Source organism: Geobacillus genomosp. 3, assembly GCF_000445995.2.
GTDB lineage: Bacteria > Bacillota > Bacilli > Bacillales > Anoxybacillaceae > Geobacillus.
Genome location: NC_022080.4, coordinates 1,019,599 through 1,042,190, shown reverse-complemented (window position 1 = coordinate 1,042,190; position 22,592 = coordinate 1,019,599). Strand labels below are relative to the sequence as shown.

The window sequence follows — 22,592 nt, the reverse complement described above, 5'->3', positions numbered from 1 at the left end:
TTATTTTATTTAGAACTTGCACAAAAAAAACAATAAAATGACAGTGGACAGAGAGGCGTCGTCTATGTTTTTTTGCCCTTCTCTGCATTTTTGGCTTGCAAAAAACAGTTGAACATTGTCGCGCTCCTGTTTTTAATCCGCGGGATGAAGCGGATGACAAGTGAGTCCTCCCCCCGTTTCGCCCATGACAAAAGCGCGAACCATCCTTTGGTCCGCGCTTCTCTCTTCTATTTCCCCCACTCCTCCGGATTCTCCCGCCATTTTCGCAATGTCGCCAAGTTGTGTTCGCTGACGGCGCCAAGGCGGACGGCCGTTTCGATGAGGGTGTCGTAGTCGGTGAGCGTGTAGGCAGGCAAATTCTCCGCCGCAAACGCCTGCTTCGCTTTGTCAAGCCCGTATGTGAAAATGGCGGCGACGCCAAGCACTTCGCAGCCCGCTTCTTTCAAGGCGCGGACGGCCGTAAGCGAGCTGCCGCCTGTCGAGATTAAGTCTTCGATGACGACCACGCGCTGGCCCGGTTCAGCTTTGCCTTCGATTTGTTTTCCTTTGCCGTGCGCTTTCGCCTGGCTGCGGACGTAGCACATCGGCAGCTCAAGCCGCTCGCTCACCCAGGCGGCGTGCGGGATGCCGGCGGTCGCTGTGCCGGCGATGAGATCCGCCTCAGGGAACTGGGTGCGGATGAGTTCGGCGAGGCCGTCGGCGATCGTGCGGCGCACGTCGGGGTAAGCGAGCGTCAGGCGGTTGTCGCAATAAATCGGCGATTTCAAGCCCGAAGACCATGTAAACGGCTCGTTCGGCTGCAGGGCGACGGCCCCGATTTGAAGCAGTTTGGCGGCGATGTCGTGTTTCATTCTCTCTCTCCTCCGTTCCATTCGTGTTGCAGGCGGGCATACGCCCCGAGCGGGTCGGCGGCGCGGGTGATGCTGCGGCCGACGACGATGTAGTCGGCGCCGAGCTCACGCGCTTTCCTTGGCGTGACGACGCGCACTTGGTCATGCGCCTCATCATCGGCAAAGCGGATGCCTGGCGTGACGGCAAGAAACGAGGCGTCGCACCGTTCTTTCATGAGCGCGGCTTCCTTGGCCGAGCAGACGACGCCATCAAGCCCGCTTTCTTTCGCCAAGGCGGCGTAATGGGCGACTGTTTCCGCAAACGGGCGGTCAATCCACAGCTCCTCGTGAAGCATCCGCTCGTCCGTGCTCGTCAGCTGGGTGACGGCGATGCAGCGCGGCCGCATGGTTCCGCTTGGCGTGCCGGCGTCAAGCCCTTCCATGGCTGCTTCCATCATGCGCCGGCCGCCGGCGGCGTGGACGTTCACCAGATCGGCGCCGACGTGGGCGAGCCCTTTCATCGCTTGTTTCACCGTATTCGGGATGTCGTGCAGTTTTAAGTCTAAAAAGACGGCATGCCCTTGTTCTTTCAGGAACGCGACGATGGCGGGACCTTCTTGGTAGTACAACTCCATCCCGACTTTGACGAACAGCGGCGTTCCCGCAAATGGGCGCAAAAAGGCGGCGGCTTCTTGCTTTGACGGAAAATCAAGCGCGACAATGAACGGCGTGTGCACCGGTCTTCCAGCTCCTTCCTATGCATTCGGAAATGTGGCCGATCCCGAGTTCATCGAGCAACGCCGGCAGGTCGGCGATAATCGTCGGGCAGACGAACGGGTCGACGAAGTTGGCCGTTCCGACGGCAACCGCGCTCGCGCCGGCGTAGAAAAATTCGAGCACGTCTTCCGCCGTCTGAATGCCGCCCATGCCGATGATCGGAATCGACACCGCCTGGCTCACTTCATAAATCATGCGAATGGCGATCGGTTTCACCGCCGGGCCGGATAAGCCCCCGGTGCCGTTCGCCAAAATCGGCCGGCCTGTTTTCACGTCAATGCGCATGCCAACGAGCGTGTTGATCATCGTCAACCCATCGGCGCCCGCTTGTTCAATCGCTTTTGCCATCGCCACGATGTCGGTGACGTTCGGCGACAGCTTCACGTACACCGGCACGGCGGACACTTCTTTGACAAGCCGCGTCAGCTCGGCGGCTACGTCTGGCACGGTGCCAAACGCAATGCCGCCTTTTTTCACGTTCGGGCAGGAAATGTTGAGCTCCAGTGCATGGACGTTGGGCGCCTTCGAAATCGCTTCGGCCACCTCAACGTACTCTTCTGCCGTTGAGCCGGCGATGTTGGCGATGATCGGCACGTCAAACTGCTGAAGCCACGGCAGCTCTTCTGCGAGCACTTTGTCAAGACCCGGATTTTGCAGGCCGATGGCGTTTAACATCCCAGCCGGCGTTTCCGCCACCCGGGGCGTCGGGTTGCCAAAGCGCGGCTCTTTTGTCGTCGCCTTGATCATCATGGCGCCTAACACGCTTAAATCGTAAAACCGGGCGTACTCGCGGCCAAATCCGAAACAGCCGGACGCCGGCATGATCGGGTTTTTGAGGGAAAGACCTGGCAGTTCAACCGCAAGCCGGTTCATAATACCACCTCCTCGGCCCGAAACACCGGACCGTCGCTGCATACTTTTTTATACGCCGTCCCGCTCCCCGGCACATGGCAGACGCAGGCAAAACACGCCCCGACGCCGCAGCCCATCCGCTCCTCGAGCGACACGTACACCGGCCGGTTCGGAAACCGTTCCGCCAGCGCCCGAAGCATCGGTTTCGGGCCGCAGGCGTACAAGACGTCAAACTCGAGCGAGCGCGCTTCGATCACATCGGTGACGCGCCCCGGCGTTCCGTGCGAGCCGTCATCGGTTGCGACATACGTCTCCCCAAACGCGGCGAATTCTTCTTCATAAAAGACTGCCGCTTTCGTTTGAAACCCGAGCACGCTCACCACTCCAACACCGCGCTTTGTGAGCTGTTTCGCCAGTTCATAGAGCGGCGGGACGCCGATGCCGCCGCCGACCAGCAGCGCCCGGCCGCCCGCCGGCGCGGCATCGAGCGGAAAGCCGTTGCCGAGCGGGCCGAGCACATCGACCACATCGCCCGGCTGTTTTTGCGCAAGGAGCGCGGTGCCTTTCCCTTCCTGGCGGTAAATGATCGTGCATTGGCCCTGCTTGCGGTCGATGCGGCAAAGGCTGAGCGGGCGGCGCAAAAGCGGATCGGCCGTTGCCGCTGCCTTCACATGGACGAACTGGCCCGGCTGCTTCATCTCTTGCACAAGGCGGCCTGAGAGCGTCAATTCATACGTCCGCTCGGCGATCAGCCGCTGGCTTGCGACCGTCATTCGTTCGCGGCCGATCATGACCGCACCAGCCCTTCCGTCATCGCCGTCGTTGAAAACGTCATCGATTCAAGCACTTGCAGCATCGCCCTTGCCGTATCGAGCGACGTCAAGCACGGAATGCCGTTTTCGACCGCTTCACGGCGGATGCGGAAGCCGTCGCTTTCCGGCTGCTTCCCTTTCGTCAGCGTGTTGATGACAACTTGCGCTTTTCCTTGGCGGATGACATCCAAAATGTTCGGCGACGCCGAGTGGATTTTATTGACGACCGTCACCGAAATGCCGGCGGCGTTCAACGTTTCCGCCGTGCCGTTCGTCGCCAAGAGTTGATAGCCGATATCGGCAAAGCGGCGGGCCAGTTCGACCGCTTCTTCCTTGTCTTTGTCGGCCACCGTCAACAACACGGCTCCGTGCGGCTGGATGTGGATGCCCGAAGCGACAAGCCCCTTATAGAGCGCTTTTTCGAACGTCACGTCTTTGCCGATCACTTCGCCGGTCGACTTCATTTCCGGGCCGAGCGAGATGTCGACGTTGCGCAGTTTGGCAAACGAGAACACCGGCACTTTCACGTACACGCCAGGACGCACCGGGCAAACGCCCGTCTCATAGCCCATCTCGGCAAGCTTCGTCCCTAAAATGGCTTTCGTGGCAAGATTGGCCATCGGCACGCCGGTGATTTTGCTTAAAAACGGCACCGTGCGGCTTGAGCGCGGGTTCACTTCCAAGACGTACACATCGCTTCCCGAGACGACAAACTGAATGTTCAACAGCCCGACAATATGCAGTCCGCGCGCCAGTCGGATCGTGTAATCCGCGATCTTGTCGATCACTTCCGCGCTTAATGTCTGGGGCGGATAGACGGCGATCGAGTCGCCGGAATGGACGCCGGCCCGTTCGATATGTTCCATGATCCCCGGGATGACGACCGTCTCGCCGTCGGCAATGGCGTCGACTTCGACTTCTTTGCCGGTGATGTACCGGTCAACGAGCACCGGGTGCTGCGGATTGACGCGCACGGCGTGTTCCATGTAATGAAGCAGCTCCTCGCGGTTATACACAATTTCCATTGCCCGGCCGCCGAGCACATACGACGGGCGGACGAGCACCGGATAGCCGATCTCCTCCGCGATGGCGACCGCTTCTTCGACCGAAACGGCCGTTTTGCCGGCCGGCTTCGGAATGCCGAGCTCTGAGAGCGCCTGTTCAAATTTGTCGCGGTCTTCCGCGCGGTCCAAATCTTCAAGCGTCGTCCCGAGCAGACGGACGCCGCGCGCTTCGAGTTCCGCCGCCAAGTTGATCGCCGTTTGCCCGCCGAACTGGACGATGACGCCGACCGGCTGCTCGAGGTCGATGACATGCATCACGTCTTCGGCCGTCAGCGGCTCGAAATACAGTTTGTCCGACGTGCTGAAGTCGGTCGACACCGTTTCCGGGTTGTTGTTGATGATGATCGCCTCATAGCCGGCCTGCTTAATGGCCCAGACGCAATGGACGGTCGCGTAGTCAAACTCGATCCCTTGGCCGATGCGGATCGGACCGGAGCCAAGGACGATGACGCTCGGTTTTTCCGTCACGATGGACTCGTTTTCTTCCTCGTACGTGCTGTAGTAGTACGGCGTTTCCGACGTGAATTCGGCTGCGCACGTATCGACCATTTTGTACACCGGCACGATGCCTTTCTGGCGGCGCAGCGCGTAAACGTCGCGCTCCGTTTTGTTCCATAACGCCGCCACCGCCGCATCGGAGAAGCCGAGCGCTTTCGCGTTCTTTAACACGTCAAGGTCGCCCGGGCGGTTTTTCAGCACCGTTTCCATCTCGATGATGTTTTGGATTTTATGCAGGAAAAAGCGGTCGATTTGGCTCCATTCATGCAACGTATCGACCGTCACCCCGCGGCGGAGCGCTTCGGCGATGTAAAAGAGCCGCTCGTCGCCCGCCTTGCGGATCCGTTTTTCGATCACGTCATCCGCCGCGTTTTTCACTTCGTTCAATTCGAGATGGTGCACGCCGATCTCGAGCGAACGAACGGCTTTTAACAGCGATTCTTCAAACGTCCGGCCGATCGCCATTACTTCGCCGGTCGCTTTCATTTGCGTGCCCAGCCGACGGTTCGCCGATTCGAATTTGTCAAACGGAAAGCGCGGAATTTTCGTCACGACGTAATCGAGTGCCGGCTCAAAGCAAGCGTACGTTTTCCCGGTGACCGGGTTGATCATTTCGTCAAGCGTCAGGCCGACGGCGATTTTCGCGGCCAGTTTCGCGATCGGATACCCCGTTGCTTTTGACGCCAATGCCGACGAGCGGCTGACGCGCGGATTCACTTCAATGACGTAATAGCGGAAGCTGTCCGGGTCAAGCGCCAGCTGGACGTTGCAGCCGCCTTCGATGCCAAGGGCGCGGATGATGTTCAACGACGCGTTCCGCAACAGCTGGTATTCGCGGTCGCTTAACGTCTGGCTCGGGGCGACGACGACCGAATCACCCGTATGAATGCCGACCGGGTCGATGTTTTCCATGTTGCAGACGACGATCGCGTTGTCGTTGGCGTCGCGCATCACTTCGTATTCAATCTCCTTGTAGCCGGCGATGCTCCGCTCGAGCAAACATTGGTGCACCGGGCTCAGCTTCAAGCCGGTTGAGACGATCTCCATAAGCTCTTCTTCGTTCGTGCAAATGCCCCCGCCTGTGCCGCCGAGCGTGAACGCCGGGCGGACGATGACCGGATAGCCGATTTGTTCGACAAACGCGTACGCCTCTTCCAGGCTGTGAATAATCGCGCTTTCCGGCACCGGCTCGCCGAGCTCATTCATAAGAGCACGGAACTGTTCGCGGTCTTCCGCTTTTTCAATCGCTTCAAGCTTCGTGCCGAGAATTTCGACGCCGCACTCGTCCAACACCCCGGCTTTTGCCAGTTCCACCGCCAAGTTGAGGCCGGTCTGGCCGCCCAGCGTCGGCAAAATCGCATCCGGCCGCTCTTTGCGGATAATGCGGGCGACAAACTCAAGCGTCAGCGGCTCCATATACACTTTATCGGCGATTTCCGTATCGGTCATGATCGTCGCCGGATTCGAGTTGACGAGAATGACTTTGTATCCTTCTTCTTTCAACGCGAGGCACGCTTGCGTTCCCGCATAGTCGAATTCAGCCGCCTGGCCGATGACGATCGGCCCCGAGCCGATCACTAAAATCGTTTCGATGTCGCGGCGTTTAGGCATGGATGACTTCCCCTTTCTTGTTGAACTCACGGATGAGCGCCAAAAACTCGTCAAACAGCGGATTCGCATCTTCCGGACCCGGCGACGCTTCCGGATGGTATTGCACCGTAAACGCCGGGAAATCGAGATGGCGGAGCCCTTCGACCGTGCCGTCGTTTAAGGCGACATGGGTCACCTCAAGGCGCGTGCCGGCAAGCGATTCATGCGTGACCGTATAGCCGTGGTTTTGCGCCGTAATGGCCACTTTGCCGGTGCGCAAGTCTTTGACCGGATGATTCGAGCCGCGATGGCCGAATTTCAGTTTTTCCGTATTCGCGCCGCACGCCAAGGCGAACAGCTGATGGCCGAGGCAGATGCCAAAGAGCGGCACTTTGCCGAGAATGCCACGGATCATCTCGATCGCTTCCGGCACGTCTTTCGGGTCGCCCGGTCCGTTTGACAGCATCACCCCGTCCGGATACCAGCTGAGCACGTCTTCCGCCGTCGCGTTGTACGGCAAGACGATGACATCGCAGTTCCGCTTGTTCAGCTCGCGCAAAATGCCGTGTTTCATCCCGAAATCGATCAGGACGACGCGCTCGCCGCGCCCCGGGCTTGGGTAGGCGCTTTTTGTTGAGACGCGCCGCACTTGGTCGCGCGGCCACTCCATCGCCCGCAGCTTGGCCGCCGCTTCCGCCGGATGGACGTCAAGCCCGCAAATCATCCCTTTTAACGTTCCGTATTGGCGGATGAGGCGCGTCAATTTGCGCGTGTCGATGCCGGCCAGCCCCGGAATGTCCTTTTCTTTTAAATACTCATCCAGCGTCAGTTCGCCGCGCCAGTTCGACGGTGTCACGCACGCTTCTTTGACGATGAACCCGTGCACGTACGGGCGGATCGCTTCAAAGTCGTCGCGGTTGATGCCGTAGTTGCCGATTAGCGGATACGTCATCGTCACAATTTGCCCGCAATACGACGGGTCGGTCAAAATTTCTTGGTAGCCGGTCATGCCAGTGTTAAAGACGACTTCCCCGGTCGTCTCTTTCATGCTCCCAAACGCCTCCCCGACAAAAAACGAGCCGTCTTCCAAGATCAGTTGCCGTTTCATGTTACTCTCTCCCTTTCTCCCATACGAGTGTTCCGTTGACAAACGTCATCACCGGCCAGCCTTGGCATTTCCAGCCGGCAAACGGCGTATTTTTTCCTTTCGACGCAAACGTCTCCGGATCAATTGTTTCTTCTGCCTCTAAATCAATGACCGTGAGATCCGCCGGCGCCCCGACGGCAAGCCGTCCGGCGTTTAGGCCGAAGCATTGCGCCGGTTTCACCGTCAGCCAGTCGACAAGCTGCTTTAATGAAAACACGCCGGTTTTGACAAAATGCGTATATAGGAGCGGAAACGCCGTCTCGAGCCCCACGATGCCAAACGGCGCCGCCTCGATGCCTTTCGCTTTTTCCGCCGTTGTATGCGGCGCATGGTCGGTGGCGATCAAATCGATCGTCCCATCGAGCAGCCCTTCAATGAGCGCCTCGCGGTCTGCGCGGCTGCGCAGCGGCGGATTCATTTTGTAGTTCGCATCCAGCTCCGGGATGTCGTCCTCGCACAAGAGCAGATGGTGCGGCGTCACTTCGGCGGTGACGCGGATGCCGGCCCGCTTCGCGTCGCGGACGATGCGCACCGACTCTTTCGTGCTGATGTGGCAGACGTGGTAATGGCAGCCGGCCGCTTCAGCGAGCAAGACGTCGCGGGCGATATGGACCGATTCGCAGACGGACGGAATGCCGGCGATCCCATGCCGGCGGGCGAAATCGCCGTCATGCACCGCGCCGCCGTTTTTCAGTGTATCATCTTCGCAATGGGCGACGATCGCCATATCGAGCGCCGCGGCCCGTTTCATCGCTTCAAACATCATCCCGGCCGACTGCACGCCGACGCCGTCATCAGTGAACGCGAACGCTCCAGCTTCCTTCAACGCCGCAAAATCGGTCAGCTCTTCCCCTTTTTGTCCAATCGTGATCGCTGCGTACGGAAGCACGTTGACGCGCGCCGTTTCGCGGATGCGGGCTTGCAGCCATTCCATTTGCTCTTTCGTATCGGGCACCGGATTCGTGTTCGGCATGGCGGCAACCGTCGTAAAGCCGCCTTTCGCCGCCGCAAGCGTGCCCGTTTCAATCGTTTCTTTCGCCTCGCCGCCCGGCTCGCGCAAATGGACGTGCAAATCGATCAACCCTGGAGCGATCAACTTTCCTCCGACATCGATCACGTGGCCGTCTGCGTCGACCGCCAGTTCCGGGCCGATAGCCGCAATGACCCCGTTATCGATTTTCACCTCCGTTCGCACGAACTCCCCGTTGTTATTGAACGACATGCCATGTTTCAACCATACGGCCATGTTCCATTCTCCCTTCTATTGCCCGTTTTAGCACGGCCATCCGTACGTAGACGCCGTTTTCCATTTGTTTAAAGATGCGCGACGACTTCGCTTCGACCAGTTCGCTTGCGATTTCGACCCCGCGGTTGACCGGCGCCGGATGCAAGATGATGGCACCTTGTTTCATCCGCCGCGCCCGCTCAAGCGTCAACCCGTACCGCACATGGTACTCTTCTTTTGTCAAGCCCATCGTTTCTGCATGCCGCTCGTGCTGGATGCGAAGTAGCATCACGACATCGGCGCGGGCGATGGCCTCGTCAAGACCGACGTACGTCCCATACGGATTCGCCTCATCTTTCCACTCTTCCGGACCGGAGAACAAGACGGTCGCGCCAAGCCTTGTCAACACTTCCGCATTGGAGCGGGCGACGCGGCTATGACGGATGTCGCCGATGATCGCCACCGTCAAGCCGGCAAAGGCGCCGAACTCTTGGCGAATCGTCAACAAATCCAAAAGCGACTGGGTCGGATGGTGCCCGCAGCCGTCGCCGGCGTTGATGACCGGGATGACGACTGCATGGCGGAGCGCTTCGAAATACGCATCTTCGTGGTGGCGGATGACAACGGCATCGACGCCGATCGCTTCAAGCGTCTTGACCGTATCATACAACGTCTCCCCTTTTTGCACGCTTGATCGTTCCGGATCAAACGGAATCACGTGAAGCCCAAGTTTCCGTTCCGCCATCTCGAAGCTGCATTTCGTGCGCGTGCTCGGTTCGAAAAACAAGTTGGCGACATACGTCGGCGCGGCCGGGCGCCAAGTGCAACCGCGGCGGAACGCTTCCGCTTCATCGAGCAAACAGCTGATTTCATCAAGCGACAGTTCACTTAGTGTGAAAAGATGGGTCATCGGTTTCGCTCCCTTTCCTTTTTTCGATAAAAAAACACCTTGCCGGCCAGGCAAGGTGTGACGATCGGCGCATGAGAGGCCCGGTGGATAGACTCCGCCCCCAGCGCGCCTGTTTTCACACCTTTTTAAGCCTCGCAGGACTTAATTAAAAGGTGTTTGTCTATTTGATTTAGGCCACATGGTCGCTGCTTTTTTCATCTTCAAATAAGTTTTCCGCTGTCTGCGGACGCCCCGGTAAAATCAAGTTGAGCAGGACGCCGACAATGGCGGAGAGCGCCATGCCGGTGATTTGGAAGCTGTCGCTGATTTTCAGCACCGCACCGCCGATGCCGATGACCAGGATGACCGAGGCGATGACCAAGTTGCGCGTCTCGCCGAAATCGATGCGGCTGTCCACCAACATCCGCAATCCGGACGAGGCGATGATGCCAAACAACAGGATCGACACGCCGCCCATGACCGGCGTCGGAATCGAGCTGATGAGTGCGGTGATTTTGCCGACGAAACCGAAGGCGATGGCGATCACCGCCGCGCCGGCGAGCACGTAGACGCTATAAACGCGCGTAATCGCGAGCACGCCGATGTTCTCCCCATACGTCGTTTTCGGCGGGCCGCCGAGCAAGGCGGAAATCATCGTCGCCGTTCCGTCCCCTAAAATCGAGCGGTGCAGCCCCGGCTTTTGAATGAGGTCGCGGCCGACGACTTTGCTTAACACAAGCTGGTGGCCGATATGTTCGGACAAGGTGACGATTGCCACCGGCACCATGAGCATGACGATCTCCCACGTGATGCGCACCGGATAATCGGCAAACGGAATCAAGAAATCCGGCCACTCGAACCATTTGGCAGCCGCTATTTTTGATAAATCGACGAGCCCGACGGCGAGGGCATAGACGTAGCCGACAATGATGCCGACAAGCACCGGAATCAAGCTCAACATGCCGCGCGCGAGCACCGAGCAAATGATCGTCGCCGCGAGCGTCACGAGCGCCACCGAGAAATGAAGCAGGCTGTATTTGCCGTCCGGGCCGTTCATCGCCATCCCGACCGCCGTGCCGGCCAGGCCGAGGCCGATGACGATGATGACCGGGCCGACCACAACCGGCGGCAGCAGCTTCATCACCCAGCGGTAACCGGCTTTTTTAATGATCAAGGCGACAATCCCGTACACCAGTCCGGCAAGAAAGCTGCCGATCATCGCCGCCCCCGGGCCGCCGGCCGTTTTCGCCGCGATGATCGGGGCGATGTAGGCGAACGAGGAGCCGAGATAGGCGGGCACTTGCCATTTCGTGATCAGCAAAAACGCCAATGTGCCAAGTCCGCTTGTCAACAAGGCGATCGATGGATCCAATCCGACTAAGTACGGCACTAAAATCGTGGCGCCAAACATGGCGAACAAATGCTGCAAGCTTAACGTCACCCATTGCCCGGCCGTCGGGCGCTCGTGAATATCCAACACCGGTTTGTTCATCTTTCGCCTCTCCTTTCGCCAAATGAGCGAATTTCGTTTTTTCGTGTGCACAAAAACACCCTCTTTGCCCATGAAGGCGCAAAGAGGGTGCAGAAACAGCCGAAACCATTCCGCCCCTTTTGCAGCCTCACGGGACTGCGCTTAAAAGGGAGCTGTTTTATTTTTCATGAATCGACACTTGGTCAACGCCGTCCACTTCGGAAAGCTCCACGACGATCAGCTCCGCGCTTGATGTCGGCACGTTTTTGCCGACGAAATCGGCGCGGATCGGAAGCTCCCGATGCCCGCGGTCAACGAGCACGGCGAGCTGGATGCGCGCCGGGCGGCCCAAATCCATGACCGCATCCATCGCCGCCCGCACCGTCCGGCCGGTAAAGAGCACATCGTCGACTAAAATCACTTTCCGCTCGCTCACCGGAAACGGCACGTTCGTTCCTTTGACGAGCGGCTCATGATCATCCGTTTTCACCGTCAGATCATCGCGATAAAGCGTAATATCGAGCTCGCCGACCGGAACGGACGCCCTTTCAATTTGTTCGATCCGCTCCGCCAACCGGCGCGCCAAGTAAATGCCGCGCGTTTTGATGCCGACCAATACGCAATTCTCAATGCCTTTGTTCCGTTCGATGATTTCGTGGGCGATGCGCGTCAAGGCGCGGCGAATCGCCTGTTCGTCCATCACAACCGCCTTTTGCATTCCATCCACCTCCCAACAGCGCATGCGCACCGCGGCCAGCGCGTTTCCGCAGGCGGACCGCCAACAGAGGCCAGAGGCCGTTCCCGCCTGTTTTCATAAAAAAATCCCCCGCCTGTGAAGCGGGGGATGGCTTGCTGCAGCCAAACAAGATGGGCATACGCCGACCTTCTTTGTCATTCCGACCCCTTTTCAGCCTCACAGGACTGAACTTAAAGGTTCCTGTTCACCTGTTTTCATTGTAAAGGGGGCGTGTTCGTTTGTCAATCGTTTTTTCGCAGCCAGTCAAGCAGTTCGGCAAACTCCGGCGGCAGCGGCGCGTCAAATTCCAAATACTCGCCGCTTCTTGGATGACGGAAGCCAAGCACCCCGGCGTGAAGCGCCTGACCGTCGATCGCGAGCGTTTTTTTCGGCCCGTATTGCGGATCGCCGGCAAGCGGGTAGCCGATATATTTCATATGGACGCGAATTTGGTGCGTCCGTCCGGTTTCAAGTTGACACTCCACATATGTATAGTGGCGAAACCGCTCGAGCACGCGGAAATGGGTGACCGCTTCCTTCCCGTTTTCTTCGGTGACGGCCATTTTTTTTCGGTCGCGTTTGTCGCGGCCGATCGGCGCGTCGATCGTCCCGTAATCGTGGGGAATGACGCCGTGGACGATCGCCTTGTAGCGGCGCGTCACCGTTTTGTTCACCAGCTGCTCGACGAGCGAGCGGTGAGCGGCGTCGTTTTTCGCCACCATCAATAGTCCTGATGTGTCTTTGTCAATCCGATGGACGATGCCGGGGCGAAGCACGCCGTTGATCCCAGACAGGTCGCGGCAATGGGCGAGAAGCGCGTTGACAAGGGTGCCGCGCATATGCCCGGGCGCCGGATGGACGACCATGCCGCGCGGTTTGTTGACGACAAGGACGTCTTCGTCTTCGTAATAAATGTCAAGCGGAATCGGCTCCGGCTCGACCTCGAGCGGCTCCGGCTCCGGCGGTGAAACGGCGACGGCGTCGCCCGCCTCGCATTTGTAGTTCGCCTTGACCGTCTCGCCATTGACGGTCACAAGCCCGCTTTTGATCCATTGCTGCACTTGCGAACGCGACCATGCCTCATTGAGCGCCGCGATCACTTTATCGATCCGTTCGCCGTCATATTCGTCTTCAATGTGAAACGTGATCGTGTCCATCTACTCATTCCCTTTCTCTGGTGTCGCGAAAAAAAACATATGAACAAACAGCAAGATGACGCCGACCGTCAGCGCCGAATCGGCGACATTGAACACCGGAAAACTGTACGTGCCAATATACGTATGGATAAAGTCAACCACTTCTTTCCGGAACACACGGTCAATGAAGTTGCCGACCGCCCCGCCGAGCATCAGCCCAAGCCCCACGCCCGCCAAGCGCTCAGAAGGGTTCAAGCGGCGGATGTAAATTACGATCGCCGCCACGACGATGACTGTAACCAAATAAAAGAGCCAAAACTGCCCTTCTAGCATGCCCCAGGCCGCGCCGCGGTTGCGGTGCGACGTAATGTAGAGCACATTGTCAATGATCGGGATGCTTTCCCCAAGCCGCATATAGCGGACGACAAGCCATTTCGTCCATTGATCGAGGATGATGACCGCCGCCGCGATCCAATAGTATGCCACCGTGCCAAATCCCCCTGTCCTTCTCATTCATCCTTTTTGCATTGTAGCATAATTCGCCATGGCAAACAAATGAGCGGCAAGGCCGCCCTAAGGCAGCCTGCCGCTTTTCGTTACGCTGAATAATGTTCATGCACGATATGTGCGCAGCGCGGGCAGAGCGTCGGGTGGGACGGATCTTGTCCGACGTCCGGGGTCACCGTCCAGCACCGTTCGCACGTCTCGCCTTCCGCCGGGCGTACGATGACGGCCACATGGCTGAGCCGCTCGGCTTCGGCCGGTGCGGCGTCATACGGCTCATCGGCGATCGAAAACGCGGAAACGATAAGGAGTTGGCGCAAATCTTCACCGATTGACGCCAAAAGCTTGCGCGCCTCGTCTTTCGGGTAGACGATAATGCTCGCGGTCAGCGATTTGCCGATCACTTTTTCGTTGCGCGCGTTCTCGAGCGCTTTTAACATGTCATCGCGCACGTCCATAAACGCATCCCATTTCGCCACAAGCGCTTCTTCGCCGTCGATCGCGACCGGCTCCGGCATATCGGTGAGCTGGACGCTCTCGACGTTTTCTCTGCGATTCGGAATGTGCTCCCATACTTCATCGGCGGTATGCGGCAAAATCGGCGCGATCAGCTTCGCCAGCGCGACAACCGTCTCATACAGCACCGTCTGCACGGCGCGGCGGGTGCGGGAGTCAGCCGCTTCGATGTACAAAATGTCTTTCGCCATATCTAAGTAAAACGCGCTCAGCTCGACGGTGCAGAAATGGTTCACCTCATGGTAAACGGCGGCGAAATCGTAGCTGTCATAGGCCTTTTTCACTTTGGCGATCAGCTTATTCAATTTCGCCAACATGTAGCGGTCGACTTCGCCAAGTTCCCCAACCGGCACGGCGTTTTGGTTTGGGTCGAAATCAAACAAATTGCCGAGCATGAACCGGAACGTGTTGCGGATTTTCCGGTACACTTCCGATACTTGTTTCAAAATTTGATCGGAAATGCGCACGTCAGCTTGGTAGTCAACCGAAGCGACCCAAAGCCGCAAAATGTCGGCGCCAAGCTGCTCCATCACTTTCGCCGGCACGACAACGTTGCCGAGCGACTTGCTCATTTTCCGCCCTTCGCCGTCCAAGACAAAGCCGTGGCTCAACACGCCTTTGTACGGCGCCTTGCCGGTGACGGCGACCGCCGTGGAAAGCGATGAGTTGAACCAGCCCCGGTATTGGTCAGAGCCTTCCAAGTACAAATCAGCCGGGCGCACAAGGTCGTCACGCTCAACCAACACAGCTTGGTGCGACGAACCGGAGTCAAACCAAACGTCCATGATGTCTGTCTCTTTCGTAAAGAGGCCGTTCGGGCTTGACGGGTGGGTGAACCCTTCCGGAAGCAAGTCTTTCGCCTCGCGCTCAAACCAGACGTTCGACCCGTATTGGCGGAACAAGTTCGACACATGCTCGATCGTCTCATCGGTGATGATCGGCTCTCCGTTTTCGCCGTAAAAGACCGGAATCGGCACGCCCCAGGCGCGCTGGCGGGAAATGCACCAGTCGCCGCGGTCGCGCACCATGTTGTGGATGCGGATTTCCCCCCACTCCGGAATCCATGTCGTTTCTTTGATCGCTTGAAGCAGCTCGTTGCGGATTTTATCGATCGACGCAAACCATTGCGTCGTCGCCCGGAAAATCGTCGGCTGCTTCGTCCGCCAATCGTGCGGATACGAGTGGGTGATAAACCCGAGCTTCAGCAAGGCGCCAGCTTCTTCAAGCTTTTGTGTAATCGCCTTGTTGGCGTCTTCGTAAAACATCCCGGCAAATCCCGGCGCTTCTTCGGTCATATAGCCGCGCTCGTCGACCGGGCAAAGAACCGGAAGCCCATATTTTTGCCCGACAAGGAAGTCGTCTTCCCCATGGCCCGGCGCCGTATGGACGCAGCCCGTACCGGCGTCGGTCGTGACGTGCTCGCCGCACACAACAAGCGAGTCGCGCTCATAAAACGGATGTCTCGCCACGACGTATTCAAGCTCGTTTCCTTTGATCGTTTTGACGGCCGACCATGCGTCCCAGCCGACTTCCTTCGCCACCGATTCCGCCAAGGCGGCAGCGACGACATACCGTTTTCCGCCGGCCTCGACAACGTGGTAATCCAAATCCGGATGAACGGCGATCGCCAAGTTGGCCGGAATCGTCCATGGCGTCGTCGTCCAAATGACAATCCGCACGTCGCCTTCAAGCACGCCTTTGCCGTCTTTCACCGGAAAGGCGACATAAATGGACGGCGAACGCTTGTCTTTGTATTCGATTTCCGCTTCAGCAAGCGCCGATTCGCTCGACGGCGACCAATAGACCGGCTTCATCCCTTTATAGATGAGCCCTTTTTTCGCCATTTCGCCAAACACTTTAATTTGCTGGGCTTCATACTCCGGTTTGAGGGTGATATACGGGTTGTCCCAGTCGCCGCGCACGCCGAGCCGCTTGAACTGCCGGCGTTGGTTGTCAATTTGCTCGTACGCGTATTGCTCGCACAACTTGCGGAACTCGGCGACGCTCATCGATTTGCGATCGACGCCTTGTTTCGTGAGCGCCGTTTCGATCGGCAAGCCGTGCGTGTCCCAGCCCGGCACGTACGGGGCGCAATAGCCGCTCATCGATCTATAGCGGACGATGATATCTTTTAAAATTTTGTTTAACGCATGCCCCATATGAATATCCCCGTTGGCGTACGGCGGGCCGTCATGCAGGACAAACAACGGACGCCCTTTCGTCCGCTCCTGCACTTTCCGGTAAATGTCCATCTCTTCCCATTTTTTTTGCATCTCCGGTTCCCGCTTCGGCAAGTTGCCGCGCATCGGGAAATCGGTTTGCGGCATGAGCAGTGTCTCTTTGTAGTCCATCTTCGCTCCTCCTCGATCATCTCAAATAAAAAACCGTTCTCTCCCGGCAAGGGACGAGAACGGTCTCGCGGTACCACCCTTTTTGGCCATGCCCAAAACGCACAGCCCACTTTTCATTCGTAACGGGAATGACGCGCCATGGCCTACTCGTCGCTTCGGCATGGAACTCCAGGGTGATGTTCACTCTTGCGCCGATGCCGGGCTTCCACCGTCCCCGGCTCGCTGCGATCGGCCGTTCAAGAGCTACTGTCCCTTTCATCGTCGCTCGCTTGTTTTCGAATCGTTTCAGCAAAAAGCCAACCGGCACAAGGCGGTTAGCAGCACGATTTTTTGCCATTTATTATAAATGAAGCCTTCCGCCTTCGTCAAGGCTGGGACAGCGGCTCTTTCGCCTCTTCTTCGAGATCGGGCGTCTCGTATTCCATCAAATCGTCCCAGTCGCGGCTGTTGATCATATCGAGCTGCGCCTCGACGAGCATGCGGAAGCGGGCGCGGAACACTTTCGACTGCCGTTTCAATTCCTCGATTTCCAGGGCGATCTTCCGCGATTTGGCCAGCGCATCACCGATGATGCGCTCCGCGTTTTTCTCCGCTTCTTTAATGATCAGCTTCGCCTCTTTTTGCGCGTTGCGCTTCACTTCTTCCGCCGTTTCTTGGGCGACAAGAATCGATTTGTTCAACGTTTCCTCAATGTTGGCAAAGTAGTTCAGCTTTTCCGTCAGCTCCGCGACTTTTTCTTCGAGCTGCCGTTTTTCACGGATGAGCATTTCGTAGTCTTTAATGACTTGATCGAGAAACTCGTTCACTTCATCTTCATCATACCCGCGAAATCCGCGGCTGAATTCTTTGTTGTGAATATCCAATGGCGTTAACGGCACAATGGCCACCTCCGTCTCCATCGTTCCTTTTCTTCCTTCATTCGACACGATTTCCCCATTTCCTGCTGCGATTCGATTATTTTTGACGGCCCAACCGGACGCGCCAGCGTTCTTTTTTTGTCATCCCCTCGACGGAAAACAGCTTGCAGCGGCCAAACCCACGCGCGGAGAGAACGTCGCCCGGCCCGCATAGAAAATCGGGCTTGTCCACCACCTTCCAGTTCACTTTGACGAGCCCGCTTTCGATGAGCGCCTTCGCTCTCTCGCGCGCGAGGCGGAACGCTTGGGCGAGCACGGCATCGAGCCGCAGCGAAGAGACGGTCGCTGTCTCCTCTTGCCACGCGTCTTCGAGCGGAATGGCGGCGGAAAGCGGCAGCTGCTCCAGCGACACCGGCGCCTTGCCGATCGCCCCCAGATGAAGGCGGACGTAGTCGGCCACTTCCGCTGCGGTGAAAAACTGAATTTCCCCGCCCATGACGAGAATGTCACCGAACTTTCCGCGCCGCAAGCCGAGCGACATGAGCGCCCCTAATACATCGCGGTGTTCAAGGGAAACGAATTTGCCCGGGTAGCGGACGGCGAACAAGGCGATGTCATACTCGCCCTCATCCGCTTCGAAATACGGCGGATACAAAAGCGCCCGCTTCCGCTCGACAAACGGAGCGCCGCCAAAAAAAGACACGCGCACATCTCCATCGCTGCCGACGACGCTTTGGACGATTTGCTGTTCGCGCGGATCAAGAAAATCGGTCAGCTTCGGAGCGTACTGACGGCCCACCGTTTCCTTCCACTCGAGCACTTGATCAATGAATTGGTGTTCCTCTTTGCGAAAATGCTGGTACAATTCCATTCCCGTTCACCCCGTATTTATAAAGAAAGGAACCCGCAATGGGTTCCTCCCGATGAGTGCCGCCCATTGATCTTTATTGTCGGATCGCAGCGGACGCCGCCAGCGCACAAAACGGGGGCTAAAACTGCGCTTCAAGGATATCAAACAACGCATACAGCCCTCTTGTCGCAAATTCAAGGACAATAAAGGCGATGATCGGAGAGATGTCAATGATGCCAAGCGGCGGAATGACACGCCGAAACGGCTCCAAATACGGTTCGCAAATGGCCGCAAGCAGCTGGCCAAACCGCGTTTCGCGGGCGTTCGGAAACCAGGACATTAAAATATACACGATCAGCGCATATGAATATACTTGGATAAGCGTCGTCAAAAACGTGAGCACATAATCCAACAGCTACCACCTCTTCATCGGTCTGTCATCCTCGCCGTCAAGCGAAATCGCGCCGCTGACGTCGACGTTTTCCGGCGTGCATAAAAAAATTTTCGTGCCGACTTGCTGAATGTCGCCGCCAATGGCATACACGGTGCCGCTTAAAAAGTCGACGATCCGCTTCGCCTGCTCATGTTGAATACGCTGCAAATTGACGATGACCGCCCGTCTGCTTTTTAAATGGTCGGCAATCTCTTGCGCCTCAGCGTACACCCGCGGCTCGGCGAGCACGACTTTCGCCGATTTTTGCACGCTTTGCAAACTGACGACATTCGTCTTGCTTGCCGGCTTCAACGGCGGCGCTTCCTCTTCCGACTGCGGCGCTTCATATTCTTCTTCATAGTCTTCGTAGTCTTCTTCTAAAAAATAATCGCGAAATTTTTTCATCAATCCCACCGGTCTCACCTCCTACAATGATCCGACAAGCGCGCTGCCGATGCGTACAAACGTCGCCCCCTCCTCGATGGCGATCTCGTAATCGTTTGACATGCCCATCGACAGCTCGGTACATGGCGCATGGGCCAACCTTAGCGCCTGAACGCGTTCTTTCAGCGCCCGCAATTGACGGAAGCAGGTCCGCAATACGGCTTCATCCTCTATATGCGGCGCCATTGTCATCAATCCGACGACCTCAATGTGCGAAAACGAGCGGAGCTGTTCGATGAATGGGACGGTCTCGTCAGGGGAGAGGCCGTGTTTGGTCGCTTCCCCAGATACATTCACTTGCACAAAACATTTGACCGGCCGCACCGCCCGCTTTTCAATTTCCTTCGCCAGTGACAGGCGATCAAGCGAATGGATGTAATCGACTTTATCGATAATCTCCTTTACTTTACGCGACTGGAGCGTCCCGATAAAATGCCACACCGCCCGATCCCCGATCCGTTCGTACTTTTCAAGCAGTTGGCCAGCGCGGTTTTCGCCAAGATCGGCAATGCCGGCGTCAAGCACATGAAGCGCCCTTTCAGCATCAATATATTTCGTAACAGCAACGATGCGTACGTCGGCCGGATTGCGGCCGGCGCGGGCGCAAGCCGCCTCGATGCGCTGACGGACAGCGGCCAAATTGTCGCGTACGGTCATGCTGTTTCCTCCCTTCGGCCGATAAACGCCAACATTCGCCCTGTCGTCCCACGGTCGCGACGGTGGGAAAAAAACAACGTTTCCTCACAGCTTGTACAGCGTTCTGACACGTAAATATGGCGGTCCGGAACGCCGGCGGCTGCAAGTTGCAGCCGGTTGGCCTCCTTTAAATCAAGCGCATACTGCCCTTCGCTTGTTTCGCGCCATGGCAACGGGCTGCCGGCAGGAAGGGTCGGACGCAAACCGTCAATCACCCGGTCATCGACCGTGTAACAGCACGGGCCAATGGCCGGTCCAATCGCCACATAGATATCAGACGGAGCAATTTGTTCGCGTTCCTGCCAAAGCCGCACCATGTTTCGGGCGATGCCGCCCGCCGTCCCCCGCCAACCGGCATGGGCAAGACCGACCAATCCCGCCGATGGCGCCATAAAATAGACAGGCACACAATCGGCAAAACAAAGGGCGAGCAATATCCCCGTCTCGTCCGTATACAACCCGTCAGCCCCCCGGATCGCTGCAGCCAAATCATGCGCCCCGCTTCCCCGGTCGCCTTTCGTGACTTTCTGAATCACGGCGCCGTGCACTTGTTCACAGCACACCCAATGATCAAGGGGAAAAGAGAGCCACTCGGCGAGGCGGCGACGGTTGTTGACGACGGCCGTGCGGTCGTCGCCAACATGCAGCCCCATGTTCAGCGAGGCGAACGGTCCTTTGCTTTCCCCGCCTTGTTTCGTTGTCAATCCGGCGACCGCTCCGGCAAACGGGGGCGCCCCACAGCCGAGCCATCCACAGGCCGTTTGTTGAAAAATATCCGGCATTCACGTCAACCTCACGCTTTTTGTAGATTTTTATCACTTTTTTTCCTATTTTATCATAGTTTGTTTGTTCATGATAACCTTTATTTGCGATTTTGTCGAAACATTAGCGGCATAGCACCACCCTTGGCTTCAGTCCGTATCGTAAAGGCGGACTAAAATGACATCCGCTCCGATTTTGACAATGTTTTGCCACGGAATGACGACCGCTTCTTCACGCCCGAACAGTCCGAGCACCTTTCCGGAGCCTAAAATAATGAGCGACCGAATTTTGCCTGTATCAAGGTCAATGTCAATATCCCCGATATTGCCGAGCTTTTTCCCATTGGCCACATTGACGACATCTTTCGTCTGAAACTCGGAAATTCTCATCACGGTTCATTCCCCCGCCTTTCCTCTCCTCTTTTTCATCTATATGACGCCGCCAAATCGGTTATGTAACAAAGAAAAAAGGCTGCCCCGGCAGCCGCTTACACTTGAATGTTTTTATTCATTTGCCGAATTGCGGCTTTTTCGAGCCGCGATACTTGCGCTTGGGAAATACCGATTTCCTCGGCAACCTCCATTTGTGTTTTCCCTTGGAAAAATCGTTTGCGGATGATCATTTTTTCCCGCTCATTCAGCCGCCGCAACCCTTCTTTTAAGGCGATTTCTTCAATCCATTGGCTGTCGCGGTTGCGCTCGTCGCTCAGTTGATCCATCACATAAATCGGATCGCCGCCGTCATTGTAAATCGGCTCAAATAAGGAAACTGGATCTTGAATGGCATCAAGGGCAAACACAACTTCCTCGTGGGCGACGCCGAGTTCCCGCGCAATCTCCTCTGTCGACGGCTCTTTCGCCGTCTCGCTCATGAGCCGTTCCCGCACTTGCAGCGCTTTGTAAGCGATGTCGCGCAGCGAGCGCGAGACGCGAATCGGATTGTTGTCGCGCAAATAGCGGCGGATTTCTCCGATGATCATCGGCACCGCGTAGGTGGAAAACTTGACATTTTGATTCAAATCAAAATTATCAATCGATTTCATAAGTCCGATGCAACCGACTTGAAACAAATCATCAACAAACTCGCCGCGGTTGTTAAAGCGTTGGATGACGCTCAACACGAGGCGCAAGTTGCCGTTTACTAATTTTTCCCTCGCCTCCAAATCCCCTTCCTGCATCCGCTGAAACAATTCACGCATTTCTTCGTTTTTGAGGACGGGAAGTTTCGAAGTGTCCACGCCGCAAATCTCGACTTTGTTCCTCGTCAAGTTGTTCCCTCCCATCAGGAGATGCTAAGTCGTCAGTTTTCAGTATCTCCTTGGGAGGGAAAAATATGCACAGCCTGTCCGGACCGAAAAAAGCGGCGGAGCATCCGTCCCCGCCGCCGACTACATCATTTTATTGAATTCTTTACGCAACCGTTTAATGATCCGCTTTTCGAGCCGCGATATGTACGATTGCGAAATGCCGAGCAAATCGGCGACATCTTTTTGCGTTTTTTCTTCGCCGCCGGAAAGGCCAAAACGCAGTTCCATAATTTGCTTTTCGCGGTCGCTCAGCTGGCGCAAGGCATTCAGCAACAGACGCCGGTCGACGTCCGCTTCCAAGTCTTTCGTAATCACGTCGTCATCCGTGCCCAACACATCGGACAGCAGCAACTCATTGCCATCCCAATCGATATTGAGCGGTTCATCAAACGACACTTCCGCCCGCACTTTATTATTGCGGCGCAAATACATCAAAATTTCGTTTTCAATACAGCGTGAGGCGTATGTCGCCAGCTTGATTTTTTTCTCCGGATTGAACGTGTTGACCGCTTTAATGAGACCAATCGTCCCGATGCTGATCAAATCTTCGATATGAATGCCGGTGTTTTCAAACTTGCGCGCGATGTAGACGACAAGGCGCAAGTTGCGCTCAATAAGAAGCGACCGTGCCGTTTCATCGCCGGCGGCCAACCGTTCGATCAGCCGTTCCTCTTCCTCCTTCGTAAGCGGCGGCGGGAGTGCCTCGCTGCCGCCGATATAATAAATCTCATCCGTCTTCAAACCGAGCTTGGCTAAGAGCTTATACAACCAATACATGAAACGAAGTTTCCACTTTTTCATCAAAATCCCCCTTCTAAACGGATAAAACGCGAGTATGATATAGTA

General features: G+C 56.8%; 22 protein-coding genes and 1 other annotated feature. All 22 genes read right to left on the bottom strand.

Annotation, left to right across the window (positions count from 1 at the left end):
* Positions 1-227: 227 nt before the first annotated feature.
* The 22 genes from pyrE to sigE all read right to left on the bottom strand — a co-directional run bounded on the left by pyrE (position 228) and on the right by sigE (position 22,547).
* Positions 228-851: an orotate phosphoribosyltransferase gene (gene pyrE / locus M493_RS05365; RefSeq protein WP_020959276.1), complete on the bottom strand. Its 624-nt coding sequence runs from the start codon at positions 849-851 to the stop codon at positions 228-230.
* On the bottom strand, positions 848-1,567 hold the full coding sequence (gene pyrF, locus M493_RS05360; RefSeq protein WP_020959275.1) for an orotidine-5'-phosphate decarboxylase: 720 nt from the start codon (positions 1,565-1,567) through the stop codon (positions 848-850). Before pyrF ends, pyrE begins: the two co-directional genes overlap by 4 nt.
* Positions 1,539-2,480 carry a dihydroorotate dehydrogenase gene (locus tag M493_RS05355; RefSeq protein ID WP_020959274.1) on the bottom strand — a complete coding sequence of 314 codons (942 nt, stop codon included), beginning with the start codon at positions 2,478-2,480 and terminating at the stop codon, positions 1,539-1,541. The genes pyrF and M493_RS05355 overlap by 29 nt, the downstream gene beginning before the upstream one ends.
* The gene (locus M493_RS05350) at positions 2,477-3,250 is read right to left on the bottom strand and encodes a dihydroorotate dehydrogenase electron transfer subunit (protein ID WP_020959273.1); all 774 of its coding nucleotides are present in this window, start codon (positions 3,248-3,250) and stop codon (positions 2,477-2,479) included. The genes M493_RS05355 and M493_RS05350 overlap by 4 nt, the downstream gene beginning before the upstream one ends.
* Positions 3,247-6,444, bottom strand: a complete 3,198-nt coding sequence (gene carB / locus M493_RS05345) for a carbamoyl-phosphate synthase large subunit (RefSeq protein WP_020959272.1) — start codon at positions 6,442-6,444, stop codon at positions 3,247-3,249. The genes M493_RS05350 and carB overlap by 4 nt, the downstream gene beginning before the upstream one ends.
* Entirely contained in the window at positions 6,437-7,531 is a 1,095-nt protein-coding gene (locus M493_RS05340; protein WP_020959271.1) for a carbamoyl phosphate synthase small subunit, read from the bottom strand. Before M493_RS05340 ends, carB begins: the two co-directional genes overlap by 8 nt.
* A gap of 1 nt (position 7,532) precedes the next feature.
* Positions 7,533-8,816 (bottom strand): dihydroorotase, encoded by a 1,284-nt coding sequence (locus M493_RS05335; RefSeq protein ID WP_020959270.1) that lies wholly within the window; start codon positions 8,814-8,816, stop codon positions 7,533-7,535.
* A complete protein-coding gene (locus M493_RS05330) occupies positions 8,779-9,705 on the bottom strand; it encodes an aspartate carbamoyltransferase catalytic subunit (protein ID WP_020959269.1) in 927 nt (308 codons plus the stop codon). The genes M493_RS05335 and M493_RS05330 overlap by 38 nt, the downstream gene beginning before the upstream one ends.
* Positions 9,706-9,874: 169 nt before the next feature.
* Positions 9,875-11,176: a solute carrier family 23 protein gene (locus M493_RS05325; RefSeq protein WP_020959268.1), complete on the bottom strand. Its 1,302-nt coding sequence runs from the start codon at positions 11,174-11,176 to the stop codon at positions 9,875-9,877.
* Positions 11,177-11,333: 157 nt separating this feature from the next.
* Positions 11,334-11,873, bottom strand: a complete 540-nt coding sequence (gene pyrR / locus M493_RS05320) for a bifunctional pyr operon transcriptional regulator/uracil phosphoribosyltransferase PyrR (RefSeq protein ID WP_020959267.1) — start codon at positions 11,871-11,873, stop codon at positions 11,334-11,336.
* Between the two features lie 260 nt (positions 11,874-12,133).
* Positions 12,134-13,048, bottom strand: a complete 915-nt coding sequence (locus M493_RS05315; RefSeq protein WP_020959266.1) for an RluA family pseudouridine synthase — start codon at positions 13,046-13,048, stop codon at positions 12,134-12,136.
* Entirely contained in the window at positions 13,049-13,540 is a 492-nt protein-coding gene (gene lspA, locus M493_RS05310; RefSeq protein WP_081713460.1) for a signal peptidase II, read from the bottom strand.
* An 83-nt stretch (positions 13,541-13,623) separates the two neighbouring features.
* Positions 13,624-16,398 (bottom strand): isoleucine--tRNA ligase, encoded by a 2,775-nt coding sequence (gene ileS / locus M493_RS05305; RefSeq protein WP_020959264.1) that lies wholly within the window; start codon positions 16,396-16,398, stop codon positions 13,624-13,626.
* Positions 16,399-16,444: 46 nt separating this feature from the next.
* Positions 16,445-16,666 (bottom strand) — a binding site (T-box leader).
* A gap of 97 nt (positions 16,667-16,763) precedes the next feature.
* Complete coding sequence (locus M493_RS05295) at positions 16,764-17,276, bottom strand: DivIVA domain-containing protein (protein ID WP_128754860.1); 513 nt, start codon at positions 17,274-17,276, stop codon at positions 16,764-16,766.
* A gap of 76 nt (positions 17,277-17,352) precedes the next feature.
* Positions 17,353-18,126, bottom strand: a complete 774-nt coding sequence (locus M493_RS05290; protein WP_020959261.1) for an RNA-binding protein — start codon at positions 18,124-18,126, stop codon at positions 17,353-17,355.
* 118 nt (positions 18,127-18,244) lie between these two features.
* Positions 18,245-18,517, bottom strand: a complete 273-nt coding sequence (locus tag M493_RS05285; RefSeq protein WP_020959260.1) for a YggT family protein — start codon at positions 18,515-18,517, stop codon at positions 18,245-18,247.
* 3 nt (positions 18,518-18,520) lie between these two features.
* On the bottom strand, positions 18,521-18,952 hold the full coding sequence (locus M493_RS05280) for a cell division protein SepF (protein ID WP_020959259.1): 432 nt from the start codon (positions 18,950-18,952) through the stop codon (positions 18,521-18,523).
* 12 nt (positions 18,953-18,964) lie between these two features.
* Entirely contained in the window at positions 18,965-19,639 is a 675-nt protein-coding gene (locus M493_RS05275) for a YggS family pyridoxal phosphate-dependent enzyme (RefSeq protein ID WP_020959258.1), read from the bottom strand.
* Positions 19,636-20,460: a peptidoglycan editing factor PgeF gene (gene pgeF / locus M493_RS05270; RefSeq protein WP_020959257.1), complete on the bottom strand. Its 825-nt coding sequence runs from the start codon at positions 20,458-20,460 to the stop codon at positions 19,636-19,638. The genes M493_RS05275 and pgeF overlap by 4 nt, the downstream gene beginning before the upstream one ends.
* A 129-nt stretch (positions 20,461-20,589) precedes the next feature.
* Positions 20,590-20,832 carry a YlmC/YmxH family sporulation protein gene (locus M493_RS05265; protein ID WP_041267735.1) on the bottom strand — a complete coding sequence of 81 codons (243 nt, stop codon included), beginning with the start codon at positions 20,830-20,832 and terminating at the stop codon, positions 20,590-20,592.
* Between the two features lie 95 nt (positions 20,833-20,927).
* Positions 20,928-21,707, bottom strand: a complete 780-nt coding sequence (sigG, locus tag M493_RS05260) for an RNA polymerase sporulation sigma factor SigG (protein ID WP_023817550.1) — start codon at positions 21,705-21,707, stop codon at positions 20,928-20,930.
* A 120-nt stretch (positions 21,708-21,827) separates the two neighbouring features.
* Positions 21,828-22,547 carry an RNA polymerase sporulation sigma factor SigE gene (gene sigE / locus M493_RS05255; protein ID WP_020959254.1) on the bottom strand — a complete coding sequence of 240 codons (720 nt, stop codon included), beginning with the start codon at positions 22,545-22,547 and terminating at the stop codon, positions 21,828-21,830.
* Positions 22,548-22,592: the final 45 nt, after the last annotated feature.

Bases quoted from the DNA above. Each gene is read 5' to 3' on its own strand.
- pyrE (WP_020959276.1), bottom strand. From the start codon at position 851: ATGAAACACGACATCGCCGCCAAACTGCTTCAAATCGGGGCCGTCGCC.
- M493_RS05355 (WP_020959274.1), bottom strand. From the start codon at position 2,480: ATGAACCGGCTTGCGGTTGAACTGCCAGGTCTTTCCCTCAAAAACCCG.
- M493_RS05350 (WP_020959273.1), bottom strand. From the start codon at position 3,250: ATGATCGGCCGCGAACGAATGACGGTCGCAAGCCAGCGGCTGATCGCC.
- carB (WP_020959272.1), bottom strand. From the start codon at position 6,444: ATGCCTAAACGCCGCGACATCGAAACGATTTTAGTGATCGGCTCGGGG.
- M493_RS05340 (WP_020959271.1), bottom strand. From the start codon at position 7,531: ATGAAACGGCAACTGATCTTGGAAGACGGCTCGTTTTTTGTCGGGGAG.
- M493_RS05335 (WP_020959270.1), bottom strand. From the start codon at position 8,816: ATGGCCGTATGGTTGAAACATGGCATGTCGTTCAATAACAACGGGGAG.
- M493_RS05330 (WP_020959269.1), bottom strand. From the start codon at position 9,705: ATGACCCATCTTTTCACACTAAGTGAACTGTCGCTTGATGAAATCAGC.
- M493_RS05325 (WP_020959268.1), bottom strand. From the start codon at position 11,176: ATGAACAAACCGGTGTTGGATATTCACGAGCGCCCGACGGCCGGGCAA.
- pyrR (WP_020959267.1), bottom strand. From the start codon at position 11,873: ATGCAAAAGGCGGTTGTGATGGACGAACAGGCGATTCGCCGCGCCTTG.
- M493_RS05315 (WP_020959266.1), bottom strand. From the start codon at position 13,048: ATGGACACGATCACGTTTCACATTGAAGACGAATATGACGGCGAACGG.
- lspA (WP_081713460.1), bottom strand. From the start codon at position 13,540: ATGAGAAGGACAGGGGGATTTGGCACGGTGGCATACTATTGGATCGCG.
- ileS (WP_020959264.1), bottom strand. From the start codon at position 16,398: ATGGACTACAAAGAGACACTGCTCATGCCGCAAACCGATTTCCCGATG.
- M493_RS05290 (WP_020959261.1), bottom strand. From the start codon at position 18,126: ATGGAATTGTACCAGCATTTTCGCAAAGAGGAACACCAATTCATTGAT.
- M493_RS05275 (WP_020959258.1), bottom strand. From the start codon at position 19,639: ATGACCGTACGCGACAATTTGGCCGCTGTCCGTCAGCGCATCGAGGCG.
- pgeF (WP_020959257.1), bottom strand. From the start codon at position 20,460: ATGCCGGATATTTTTCAACAAACGGCCTGTGGATGGCTCGGCTGTGGG.
- sigE (WP_020959254.1), bottom strand. From the start codon at position 22,547: ATGAAAAAGTGGAAACTTCGTTTCATGTATTGGTTGTATAAGCTCTTA.